At 41.6% G+C, this 12,976-nt stretch carries 9 protein-coding genes; 1 reads left to right on the top strand and 8 read right to left on the bottom strand.

Annotated features, from left to right (window positions below):
* The first annotated feature begins 42 nt into the window (after window positions 1-42).
* Window positions 43-3,021: a Tn3 family transposase gene (locus PL9214_RS26990; protein WP_072722405.1), complete on the top strand. Its 2,979-nt coding sequence runs from the start codon at window positions 43-45 to the stop codon at window positions 3,019-3,021.
* A gap of 395 nt (window positions 3,022-3,416) precedes the next feature.
* Here the strand turns inward: PL9214_RS26990 and PL9214_RS26980 are convergent, their stop codons facing one another.
* The 8 genes from PL9214_RS26980 to PL9214_RS26950 form a co-directional block, all read right to left on the bottom strand.
* A complete protein-coding gene (locus PL9214_RS26980) occupies window positions 3,417-4,904 on the bottom strand; it encodes a hypothetical protein (protein ID WP_072722403.1) in 1,488 nt (495 codons plus the stop codon).
* Between the two features lie 3 nt (window positions 4,905-4,907).
* A complete protein-coding gene (locus tag PL9214_RS26975; RefSeq protein WP_245824382.1) occupies window positions 4,908-6,755 on the bottom strand; it encodes a hypothetical protein in 1,848 nt (615 codons plus the stop codon).
* Entirely contained in the window at window positions 6,730-7,113 is a 384-nt protein-coding gene (locus PL9214_RS26970; RefSeq protein ID WP_072722401.1) for a hypothetical protein, read from the bottom strand. The genes PL9214_RS26975 and PL9214_RS26970 overlap by 26 nt, the downstream gene beginning before the upstream one ends.
* Before the next feature lie 2 nt (window positions 7,114-7,115).
* Entirely contained in the window at window positions 7,116-7,970 is an 855-nt protein-coding gene (locus PL9214_RS26965) for an RAMP superfamily CRISPR-associated protein (RefSeq protein WP_072722400.1), read from the bottom strand.
* 288 nt (window positions 7,971-8,258) lie between these two features.
* Window positions 8,259-8,639: a hypothetical protein gene (locus PL9214_RS32040; RefSeq protein ID WP_222425303.1), complete on the bottom strand. Its 381-nt coding sequence runs from the start codon at window positions 8,637-8,639 to the stop codon at window positions 8,259-8,261.
* 16 nt (window positions 8,640-8,655) lie between these two features.
* Complete coding sequence (locus PL9214_RS32035; protein ID WP_222425302.1) at window positions 8,656-9,096, bottom strand: AAA family ATPase; 441 nt, start codon at window positions 9,094-9,096, stop codon at window positions 8,656-8,658.
* 4 nt (window positions 9,097-9,100) lie between these two features.
* The gene (locus PL9214_RS26955) at window positions 9,101-10,735 is read right to left on the bottom strand and encodes a DDE-type integrase/transposase/recombinase (RefSeq protein WP_139295188.1); all 1,635 of its coding nucleotides are present in this window, start codon (window positions 10,733-10,735) and stop codon (window positions 9,101-9,103) included.
* Between the two features lie 16 nt (window positions 10,736-10,751).
* On the bottom strand, window positions 10,752-11,387 hold the full coding sequence (locus PL9214_RS26950) for a recombinase family protein (RefSeq protein ID WP_072722398.1): 636 nt from the start codon (window positions 11,385-11,387) through the stop codon (window positions 10,752-10,754).
* Between the last annotated feature and the right edge of the window lie 1,589 nt (window positions 11,388-12,976).

The following is a 12,976-nucleotide window of genomic DNA, read 5'->3' as shown; positions in this document are numbered from 1 at the left end:
TTAGTCATTAATAATAATTACAAATAAATACAGGTAATCTAATTGGCAACTCGTGAACTTTTATCTCCAGCACAGCGGCTACAATTTACGGAAATTCCCCATTTTATCACCCCAAGAGATCTAGCTCGCTACTATACTTTTAGCAATGACGAACTCCGGGTTATAAAGCAGCGACGTAGACCACACAATCGGCTTGGTTTCGCTGTACAATTGTGTTATCTACGCTTCCCGGGGCGGGTTTGGAGTTTAGGAGAAATAGTACCGGAATCTGTACTTTTTTATATCGCATCTCAATTAAAACTTGACCCAACAATCATCAGAGAATATTCTCAAAGAGATACAACTCGACGCGAACATTTGGCAGATATTCAACAGGAATTTGGATTTCTGGCTTTTAATACCTCTATCTACAAACAACTCTCAAAATGGTTATTACCTTTTGCCCTATCTTCAGATCAAGGGATGGCACTTGTCGGAGCATTAATTGATGAGATGCGCTTCCGTAAAATCATTATTCCAGCTATTTCTACGGTAGAGCGTTTAGCCTGGGAAGTCAGGCATCGCGCTCAAAAATTAGTATGTGTTGAGTTGACTAAAAATTTGACACAATTACAAAAGATAGCACTGGATAAGTTATTAGTTGTAGCCCCAGATCAAAAGCTGACTGAATTAATTTGGCTACGTCAACCACCAGGTCAAGCTAATCCGAGAAACTTTTTAAAAGTTGTGGAACGCCTGGAATTTATTCGCCGTCTTGCTCTCGACTCTGGATGTTTAAAACGAGTACACCCAAATCGGCTACTACAATTTACAAAAATTGGTGCCAAGTCTACGCCTGCTCATTTATCTAGGTTAGATGAATTGAGACGCTATGCTATTTTAGTTGCTTTCCTAATTGAATGGAGTGCATCCTTGGTTGATTATGCCATAGAAATGCACGATAAAATGATGGGTAAATTGTTTAACAAAAGCGAGCATCAGCATGGCGATAAGTTTCAACGGGATGGGAAAGCAATTAATGAAAAAGTCAGATTATATGCTCAAATCGGCAAGGCGTTAATCTCAGCTAGAGAAGAGTCTGATGATGCTTATCAAGCCATTGAATCGGTATTAGCTTGGTCACAGTTTATTAGTAGTGTTGCCGAAGCTGAAAAGTTAGCTAGACCCGCAGATTTTGATTATCTTGAACTGCTCACTCACCGTTATTCACAGTTGCGAAGATATACACCTAAGTTGTTAGAGACGTTTGAATTTAAAGCTGTTTCGGCTAGTTTGTCGGTAATAAAAGCTTTGGAAGTGATTAAAGAATTAAATAGCTCGGGTCGCAGGAATGTGCCGGAAACTGCGGACATAAGTTTTGTAAAACCGCGTTGGTCAAAGCACGTCATTAAGGGCAATACTATTGACCGTCACTACTATGAGATGTGTGCTTTGGCTGAGTTACGCAGTGGTTTACGTTCTGGGGATATTTGGGTAGTCGGCTCAAAACAGTTCCAAGATTTTGAAGATTATCTATTAACGGATAGTGCATGGCAGTCAATGAGTTCTTCTCAGACAATACCTCTGGCAGTAACGACGGATTTCACTACTTATATTGAACAACGCTCAGTGGAATTGACCTCACAATTAGCAATTGTTTCTTCTTTGATGGCAGAAAATAAGTTGGTAGATGTTAGAATAGAAAACGAGCGGTTAGTTATTACTCCCCTGACTAATGCTGTCCCGAAGCAGGTTGATGAATTTAGTAGAAAACTTTATGCTTTACTGCCTAGAATTAAGCTGACTGATTTGTTGGTGGAAGTTGATTCTTGGACGCATTTTACTAGGCATTTTACGCATTTACATTCAGGAGCAGAAGTAGAAGAACGGGTTGTTTTGTTGAGTGCGCTACTGGCTGATGGGATTAATCTGGGTTTAACGAGAATGGCAGATGCGATTCAAGGAATGTCTTTTGAACGTTTAGCTTGGGTGGCAGATTGGTATATTCGAGATGAGACTTATTCTAAGGCTTTAGCAGAAGTTGTAAATTTTCACACACAAATACCTTTTGCTGCTTATTGGGGTGATGGGACAACTTCTTCTTCTGATGGTCAGCGATTTAAAGCGGGTGGACATCGCAGTTTGAATGAGGAAATTAATGCCAAGTATGGTAAGGATAGAAGTGTAGTTTTTTACACGCATATTTCTGACCAATATGTGCCTTTTCATGTCAAGGTTATTAATGCAACGGTCAGGGATGCTACTTATGTTTTAGATGGTTTGCTTTATCATGAAAGTGATTTGCAGATTCAGGAGCATTATACAGATACAAGCGGCTATACTGAGCAGGTGTTTGCTATGTGCCATCTGTTGGGGTTTAAATTTGCTCCACGAATGCGCGATTTACCTGATAAGAAACTTTACACTTTTGAGTCTACTTCTTCTGATGAGGTTTTATCACCTCTGTTAGGCGGGAAGATTAATGTGAAATTGATTTCTGAGTCTTGGGATGAGATTCTTCGGCTTGCTAGTTCGATTCGCACGGGGACGGTAACGGCTTCTTTGATGTTGCGGAAATTGGCTTCTTATCCTCGCCAGAATCGTTTAGCTTTGGCTTTGCGGGAGTTGGGGAGAATTGAGCGAACTTTGTTTACTTTGGAATGGTTGCAGAGTCCTGAATTACGACGAAGGGCGACTGCGGGGCTAAACAAGGGTGAGGCAAAACATACTCTCAAAAGGGCGGTATTTTTTAATCGTCTGGGTGAGGTGCGCGACCGCTCTTATGAAGATCAATTTTATCGTGCCAGTGGGTTAAATTTGGTGGTGGCGGCGATAGTTTTATGGAATACGGTGTACTTAGAAAAAGCTGTTGATTATTTGAAACAACAGGGTGTGGATATTCCTGAAGAATATTTGCAACATTTGTCACCGTTGGGTTGGGAGCATATTAATCTTACAGGTGATTATGTTTGGAATCTAAAGCAGGCAAGCGGTTTTGACAACTTACGCCCTTTGCGGGTGAAAGAAAATAGGTATCGCTGAAATGCTTGAGGGATAAAGGTTTCAACCTTAGCGTACAATTTTCCCGTTTTGGCACGGTGATGNTTTGCCCCAGGACTCGTACCATTCTCGATAACGTCGAATTTTCCCTTGCTTTTCCCGTTGCTTTGCTAGATTCTCAAGCTGTTTCGATGAACATTGCCGTTTTGATTTCACGGATTGGGGATTATCAGAATCATACAGATAAAGATAGTATTTTCGAGTATGAATTACACCAACAGGAGCAATAGGACTTAAGCCCATCTCACTGAGTTGCTTTTTTGTCTTCAGATTCGGCGGCGGTTCATTTCCTCCACTCCCCCACCAACAGTATTCAGCAATGTCCATATCCTCAGCTTACATAGACTCTAATCTATTTTAACCCTTTCCTTGGCTTTCTATACTACATTAACAACAGCGATCGCCTTTACTAATTCCTCATGTACCTTGACCATCAAACTCGCTACTTCACCATTCTTGTCTTCCTTATCTAAAAACTCAAAGGTTTCCCCCGATAGGAAGTTAAGACACCTTATAACCCTGGTTTTCCACTTGTTCTCAGGATCATCACGCCATTGCTTTTCATTGGGTGAACGCCAATTTTCAAATACTGCTTTCTTATCCTGCAATCCCTCTAGTTGATGAAATAAATTATTTCTCTTTTTAAAAACATGATGACCGAAGATGCCGATATCATCAGTTTTTGAGATATTTTCCTGATAACAATATTTTAAAAACCGATATAAATCTTGACCGTGAAGGTTAAAAATTTGTTCATCAGAGACTCGAATTTCTTTACCTCGACTACCCTGATGAATTTTATCAGAGTGATTTTGCTCTACCCATTTTCGTAATAACCCTTCTACTGCACGAAAACTATGAAACATAGCTTCAACCGTGTTACCTTGTTCTAGCCTTATCACCCCTAAATAAGCTGCTTCATAGGCAGTCCACCACCAATTTTTTTCCTCAGTTCGCTTTTGAGCTTCTCGAATCAAGTTACTATTCGGATAGTGCATAATTTTTGCTAAAAATTCATCAAACTTAGCAAAGTTCCATTGGATTGCAGCGTCTAATAAGATTCTAATTTCAGGAGTAAGATAGGGATTTAGTAATTCCTTCACGCCGGAATAGTCATAACGGTCGAGAAGAGTTTTAGCTTCTTGTTTCTGAATTCCACTCAAATAAGTCGATCTATCGAGAATTCTCGTTAGTTTTGAATCATATTCGCTACTCACTAAAAATTTAACCTGTTGTCTAAACCTCAACAGACTTTCAAACTGCACCGCAGATGAAATTGCTGGAGTCCCTGCCTGATGGCTGACATAGACAGTTGCACCCTCTGGGATATTTAGTTTTGTAAATTCCTGTTGAATTAAAGTCAAAACCTCATTCCAGTTATCTAAGCCCTCCGGGCCTAATTTAGGCTTCAGCACTCGCCAATCTCTCTCACTATCTATTTCAATATTTGGAAAAGCATTTTTTTTAAGATAGTGTTCCAGAAGAGGTTTGAGCGTGCAAGTATCTTGCCAATAGAAGTGAGACGGTTTGTCTTTATTAGCAGCACTTACAACATCAGATTGATCAGTTAAAATGACTATAATTCGATTTAACTCAATTTTTTCATTTTTAAGATAATCAGAAAATGAATTCAGTAGGGGAAAATCCAAGTCATTAAAGTGGTCTGCAATAGCAGGACTATAAACAACTCCCATTGCTCTAGAAGGTACTAGCCATCGCTTCTGACCGCTTTGCTCTGACTCAGATAAAGAGAATTGTTTCTTCGTTTCTAGCTTACTACGAACTTTTGAATGCAACGTATTCCAGCGATCTTTAGTTTTTAGCTGTACATCACTACTGCCTGTCGTGATAATCCAAATATTCATAATTTAGTCCTCTCCACCCCAAAGTTTTCTAAAGTTGCTGGAATCAATTGGCTCTGCTTGTGCTTGCAAGAATGTTAAAAACTGCTCAGTTGTAGTTGATTCATCAGGGAAAAGAGTTAGCAGTTCTACATATTCATCTTTGTAACGTACAGTTCTACCGTCTTTAGTTTTAACATAACGAGGGTACATTCGATGCCATATCCGTCCAATTTTTGTTTTAGGAGTGCGATCATTTCGGCTTGACCACCCTGTTAACTCAGATAGCTTAATAGATTGGCTACCCAGATAAGGGCCATGAAACCAGTGAACAGCTAAACTATCTTTTTTATTTTTTGCTAGCCGTCCCCAAACTTGCACATTGTCAGGATGCCAAGCTTCGCGCCAATTCTCTATATAACCATTGGGTTCATAGCTTTCAGAACACATCCAAGCTCTCGCTTTATCTTGTGTGTCATTCAGAAATTTAGTTACATTTCCCAAGTCAAGATTATTTGTACTGATATACAGTTTTTTGGAAGCTGGTAAAATTTCCCAATGGCAACCGATCATAGCTTTATCATTATTATCAAAGTAGGCTGAATAAAATAATCGGTGATCAACCCGTCGCCAAGATTTACCAAAACCACTCAAAAGTAGAGTAAATCTTACTAAGTAACTGAGAAATATTTTGAGTTCTGGTGAAACTTCATTGGCTTTTAATAGATCAAGTTGTCCTTGTTTTAAATCATAAGTTGACATGGAAATTTCACGGTTTCTAGGGGTGTAATAATGATCTTTTAGTTGGAGATTTTCGCTTGTAGTTTGAAAATTAATTCCCACTAAACCAACTATTGCACCACCATCAATTCCGCCCCAAAGTTTATTGGTCAAGACTTCTGCAATCAGTGGCCCTTGTTCATTCCTTTGACCTTGTTCATCCCTCTGATTGGTAAGCCCTCCTAATAAGCGTAAAGTGTGACCGCGTAGTGCTGCTTTAAACATATTGGGACGAAATTCAGGAATTCCAATATTGTCCTCATCTTTAGTGAGTAATTGAGACGTTAGCCCTTGACCTTTTAAATGAACAGAAAGCAAAATGCGATCGCCATCTTCAAGGGGTGTAATGGAACTATCCTGATTAATCTTATCTACATAACCATAGCCAGCGCTGACTCTAGAACCAATGCCTTTGGCAAGAGCTTGTTCCCAAATATGCCAAATATGATTCCATTCTGGATCTTTATCTGGAATAACGCTGCTAGAAATGCCAAATCGAAACTTAGGTTGATAAAGGGAAATCTGCACATTTGCCGTATGATTGGCATTACTTCGCATAATCTGATAAGGCTGTTGCCCATGAACAACATCCACTAGGCGATCACGATCAGCCCATGTCATATTGATCGGATAGCCACCATGAAAGCGAAGAATACCTGGCTTAGTGCGCTTTTCACCCCGTTGAGTTATTTCGCCACCACAGTATTTCATGCGCTCCTCTGGTGGACAAGCTCTCCAAAAAGCCCCTTTCATACTTGACCCTGGAAAAAAAGGTAAACCTTTTGCCCCAATTACCGGGCGGATTACTCCTTCATCTTGACCGCTATTCGTGACCAATCGCCAGCAAATTTGATAGTCTGCTGTTTTGACATGAGTGCCAAATTTAGGCATCTTCACCACAGGTTGAGACACTTGACGCTTCCAAATTGGTTCTGATTCATTGAGCGATTTGGGAGTTGGCGGACATCCCTTGAGCCATTCATCAACCCATTGAGCAGCAGGTTTATAGTTCCCGGCATACTGAATCTTGCCACGATCAGGAATTTGCGCTCGAAACATCATCGGAATATCAGCCATCTGTCTCATCTCCATCATTGCTATCAGTGCCTTTGTAGCGCTGCGTCCACCAAACAATCGAATCACACAGTTGCATTAAAACTGCAAGGGTTACTTTGCGTTGCTCAATGGGGAAATTCCACAAATCCTCTGGATTAGCATCAATAGTCGGTAAGGCTACGCCAGCCCTACCCATAATGTCGCCAAGGGATTGCCATGTCTCCTGCCAAAATCGCGCTTTATCACCATCCAAACGCAATTGTTCGCCCCAAAAACGTTCTAATCCATAGGCGACTGCTGCACGCATTTTGTAAGCCTGATTGCGGGCTTCTGTCGTGTGAAACTCAAAAACCAAATTGTGGGCAATCTGGTCTAAGCTATACGGTTCCCAACCCATTGCTAAACTCCTTTTAACGTAATCTCGCAGTGACCAAAGCCAATAGATTCCAAACCTCCCAGGTAAATTTCTGTTTTTTTTGTTTCACCAAAGGGCTTCCATTCCTTAGCAGTTCCATTGCCATTGCTGACTTCTCGAATAGCTATTGGGAAAACTAAGATTGTCCCTTCTGGTAAGGCTTCAGTGTTGAAGAAATTTTTAACTCGCTTCTCATCTTTCTCAAGCGCAGCACGACTTTGACGATAAAGTGCCATATCATGAATCATGGCAATTTCGTTATCTGCTACAACAACTGCGGGAAGCTGCTCCCCCAAAGGAAACCAAACTGATAAATCTTGTTGGGGATTCTCAATTGTCAGAAACCCAAAGTTGAAAAATAATTTCTGAACCCCATCCAATGTTAAGGCCGTTAATGTTTTGGAACTGGTGTAGGGCAGTGGAGGATCGGTTGTTATTGTGTTGCCAGCGATTCGCTTGTATCGTTTGAGTAACTTTGGACAACTCACCCAAACAATCGGTTGCCCTGGGCAAAAAACTGGAATCCACACAATTGAAGCATATTCAAACTTCACGAGCGATTCAGTGGTGCTATCAGTTTCTCCTTCAACGGCTTCATGCCCATACCAAATGTTTTCATCTTTTTCTAAGGGTACATTAATCTTTAATTCTTTTGCTTTGCGTTCTAACCATTCTAATTTTGTTTGTGTTATTTCCTGACCTTGTGCATTTCTAAAACTAAAGGTTGGAGGAATTTTCTCTTCCCTGTTTTTTACCTGTGTTTCTAGCCATTGCTGGCGAGCTAGACGCATTTCTAATCGGAATCGCCCTCGAATGGAACTACCTGTAGCGAACTGCAAACATAAACGCTTCAAACTGCAAACAAGTCAATTTTCAAACCACATTATCTGCAAATAAGAGGGGTCTCCAAACCACATTATCTGCAAATGAAACCACAATAATTGCAAACAAACCACATTATTTGCAAATAAGCCCTAACCCTTACAGTGGCTGGATTACAGCATTTATTACCTCCCGTGTGTCCAGATTAAACGAGATTTTGCACTGGACATATATGTTGATTGATTTAGACATAAACTGAACACAAAGAACAGAAAAACTCTATATGCAGTCTTTCTCAGATTAATTTAACTTCCCTCTGACGCATACAAGGGAATTCCCATGTTCAACATCTGGTCTCTCAAATCTTGGGTTCGACCTGGAGGTAACTGAGCGTGTATAAAAGAATTGACTTCACTGACTCGTATATTTAATAACTCAGCTAGAACTTTAGCATTGTAACCATGTCGAATTAAGCGAGGTTCTAAATCGTTAAGTCCTACGTTCAAGACAGCTTCAGCCAAATCACGGGTGACAGGTTTTGTTGCTGCTTGATAAGCGTCTTCAAAAGCCCTCTGCAAATAATGTTCAATTTGCAATGGAGTCGTCAATCGTTCTGCTAAAAATGCAATAGCTTCATCAGTAATCAAATCTTCAGGCAGATAATTATCGTAAATACACTCGCTCAATAACCACTTTATATACTCAACCCAATTCAATTAAACGCTTAATTTTGACTAACGTACTGTGATGAATATCATGAGCTTCATCGACAAAAAGCACTATAGGTTTACGGCGTTTTTGAATTAAAGCCAACAATTTTCGTTCTCTAAGTTCTGGGTGAGTCGGGGGTTTAGCATCCTTTTCTGTGCTTAAATCCAAAAACAAAGCACTCATCAAAACCCCAACGTTGACCTTATCTTTGTCAAGGGCAAGGCAACGAGAAATAATGATGTCTTTTTCGGAGGACAATTCCAATTGCAGTCGTTGTAAAGTCGTTGTTTTACCACAACCAACAACACCTGTTATCGCAATCAAACGACCTTGCCTAATTTGGGGTTTCAGTTCTTTGAATAGATTGGTCTGCTCAGTTGTCTCAAAATATCCCACATGATCTAAGGTACGTTTGAGACCAAAATAAGTCATGACATCACTCAACATGGCTTGTACCTGTAATGGGGTTAAAAAAATCTCGAATTTGTTTCATGACCTCCTGCTTATTGAGAGTAGCGAGGAGAACCGCATCAATATAAGCCATCTGTTCAGGAGTGAGTTTGGCTAATGGACGGGCCAAATAATCAGCGATGGCTAATTTGGCTGCAATTACCGTGCTGAATGTCAGTTCTTGAAATGGGTTAGGGTCAACAAAAGGCTGCACTTTCAATTCGGTTGTACTACCCACCAAATCAGACGGGTTGTCTTTACCAATGACAGAGTTTGGTAAAGATAACTGTTTAGCTAAAGATTCAATCCGCTCCGCCCGTTTCTGTGTTCGTGTTTTCTTGAAACTACGGTAGCGATGTAGGGGAATTGGGCCATCTACGGGGAGAAACGGCCCATAGCGACGTTCACCATGTTCTACGTACAGTTCGTTATCGAACAAGCCCCACCACAGAACAACAGTTTCTCCAGCCAAATCAGGCTCTACCTCATAAGCCACCCCCTCAACCGTAACGCGAGCATCGATGCCGACTTTGCGACGTTCGGGTGAACGTGCGAATGTACAAAAACGCTCCCAATTACACATTTGACGGATGCCGAACTCAGGTAAATGGCTCACCCAGTCTTCCATCCGGGAATGAGGTTCGCTGCGATGAGGTCGGCTATTGTAATGGAGCAAAAACTTCATCAACCAAGCATTGGCTTCAGCTTCGGTCTCCGGTTCATGTAGGTGGTAGAGAGTTTCGTGCATTTCTTTCACAGTGCGAAACGGTCGTTCCACCTTCCCTTTAGAACGAGCCGTTACCCGTCGTCCATCCTTGCCATTCGGTAAATGGGTACGGACTTCAATCCCCAAATAACCCATAACTTTTTGAAACACCAAGCTCTTAGCAATGGGGCCATTGTCCATGTACAGCATTTGGGGAATGCCTTGAAAGGGAAAGTCTGTCTCTTTTTTAGGTGACATGGCAGCAAACATAAACCGCAGTGCTGCTTCCACATCCTCACCGTAAACAGCGTGATATTCTTGGTATGCCACACCACTTCGGTCATCCACGACACTATAAAGCATTAACAAGGGATGCCCCCGCCCCGGTTCTATAAAGGCTGGTGCTTTTACGTGCTTGAGGTCGGATGGACTCAGGTCAAAATGCCAACATTGATTGCTCTGTTCTGCCTGAAAGCGAACAGCAGGTGGTTGTCGCAGCAGGGTATTGCGGTCGTAGCCCCATTTGTTGAGATAACGATTGACGGTGGTGGGTTTGAGCAAACCGACTGGGACGGTGACATGACCATCTGGTGTGTTGATGCCATCTTCTTCCAATAAGCGAATGGCTTGCACGGTCGATAAATGGCGACCTTTACGGTTAGATGTGCGTATTTTAAGGGCAGCAATGATTTCGCAATATCGCTCCAGAGTGGCTTTGGGAATTACACGCGGGACATCACAATCAGCGCGACGTACTGGGCGAATTCCATTGCCTTCTCGCAGTGTTCGATACACTGTATCTTCGGAAATGCCATACAGTTGCGCTATTTCTTGGACTAATACCCGACGGGATGGACTGCGCGGTGGGAGTTGGTCTAAGCGACGACGCAGGTCTACGATGGCATCAATTGGTATTTGTTTCTTGGGCATCCTATGATTTCTCCACTAATTTATCGGGGCGTGGGTGGAGATGTTTACGTGACAACCAATCGTAGAGAGTCGAAGGTGAACAATCGACCAGTTTGGCAATTGAGCGTTTGCTAATCCCTTTGGCTAGATAACTGCGAATTTCTGCTTCCCTTGTGTCCAGTTTTAAATGTGCAGATTGTCGTCCTTTAGGTCGTCCCAACGTTTTTCCTTCAGCTTTCCGTTTGGCTAGAGCTTCGGTTGTTCTCAGTACAATCAATTCCCGTTCGATTTCTGCTGCCAAGCCTAAAACCGTTGCTGTAATTCGACTTTGCATTGAGTCATCCAGTACCATCCCTTGTTTGGCGATATGGACGTTGATTCCTCGACGCGCGCAACACTCCAGCATTTCTAATACTTGTAGGGTAGAGCGTGCCATCCGACTCACTTCTGAAAAAATGACGACATCGGATTCTTGTGCTGTTTGATTGAGTAGTTGTCCTACACCTCGCTCTAACCATTTCTCCCGTCCAGAAATTGTGTCCTCTATAAACTGGATGGGACTCAAGGCATGGGTGTTGGCATATTCTAGAATGCCATGTCGTTGGTTGTGTACATCTTGTTTGTCACTGGAGACTCTCAGATAAGCATAAATAGCCATATCTCTACTTGCTGTCGGTAAAAACCGCTTTATAGATTTAATTGAACGGTATTAGTCCAAATTAAACCACGAAAAGCGTACATATATGTCCAGTCTAAAAGTTCGTATAAATTGGACACTCTTGAGGTAATAAATGCTGTATCCCAACCATTGCAAGGGTTACGGCTTATTTGCAGATAATGTGGTTTCATTTGCAATTATTGTGGTTTGTTTGCAGTTAATGTGGTTTCATTTGCAAATAATGTGGTTTCGAGACCCCTCTTATTTGCAGTTAATGTGGTTTGAAAATTGCCTTGTTTGCGGTTTGAAACGTTTATGTTTGCAGTTCGCTACAGGTAAAGGTTTCTCAGTTCTTGTTCTTCACTGCTTGATATGAAGTCCCCTACGCCGTTAATGAAGTCACCAGTAATTTCTTCGGCTTCCGAAACAATTTGGCCAATAACCTGAACAATTTGAAATTGGTTCATGTATTCAAAGGAAACATATTTACTTCTTTACGGGATTAAATTCCGCTACATCCAATAGTGAAGGAAGACGGATCGGGCATTTCATAGAGTGTCTTGTCCCCATCAGCCGCGACCCGTCGTTCGTAAATTGTCCTAGTTTTTTAGAGGCATTTTATTAGTAGAAATGACCTCGCCGTTTCCTCCGAAGGAGCAATAGTTATGTTTGAAAAGAAATGGATTATTTTTAGAAACTATATCCAGCCAACGAATTGCCGATTTTTTTCCGACGGTCAAGCCTAATGATCGAGCTGAATCAAACCCCATTTGACTTGACCTCCCGCTGGTGGGCAGGCAATGTTAGATTGCTCATCCAACTTTATGCAGCAACGATTTTTTTTTCAAGTTCGATATTTATTCCTCCTTTAGTGACTCTGGGGTTTCTAGATGATAGACGCTAAATCCTGAACTGGTAGTGAACCTAATTGATGCAAGATAAAACTCAAAGAAAACCGCCCACTCCTCGTACCCAATCGCATCATGATGCCAGCAGAAACCTTGCAAGCGTGTAGAAAATATCGCCTGAGCAAGATCGACTTGACAAACACTATTGCCTGTCCTACAAGAGGAATAAATTGGAAATGAGATAATCCCTTACTCCAGCTTCAATTTGTCTGCGCTCCCACGCTTCCACCCACCAGGGATAAAGAAGGTGAATCAAAAGCTTGTAGGATGCACATGAATTCAGCTTACAAGGGAAAAGATTATAAACAAGACAAAGCCTTGTTTATAGACTTTTGCTCTCCTCAGTAACTGTCACTCCCTCAAGAGAAAGTGTGTTTGAGTATGGGATGTAATATGAAAGTCGAACTATCACTAGGTAACTTTTGCAATCAGTCTAGCCTCTACCCTACGGGGGATGTCAAGAGTAATGCGCTAGAAATTGGGAACTTTTCAGTTTGGGCTTCGTCTGACAACCCTCCAGCTAAGACACTGCCTAGACTCTAGAGAGCACGAGAGGGACAGAAACTGTTGGTAAAGATTTATGAAGGAGTCAATTTAAACTTGGGGAGTTGTGGGCTGTATCCACCAAGTGACGTTTCAAGCGATCGCTTCATCATAAGTGCTATTGTGGAGAGTGGATAA

The sequence above is a fragment of the Planktothrix tepida PCC 9214 genome (assembly GCF_900009145.1).
Lineage (GTDB): Bacteria > Cyanobacteriota > Cyanobacteriia > Cyanobacteriales > Microcoleaceae > Planktothrix > Planktothrix tepida.
Note: the sequence above shows the minus strand (reverse complement) of the source record. Positions and strands in the feature narration are given on the sequence as shown.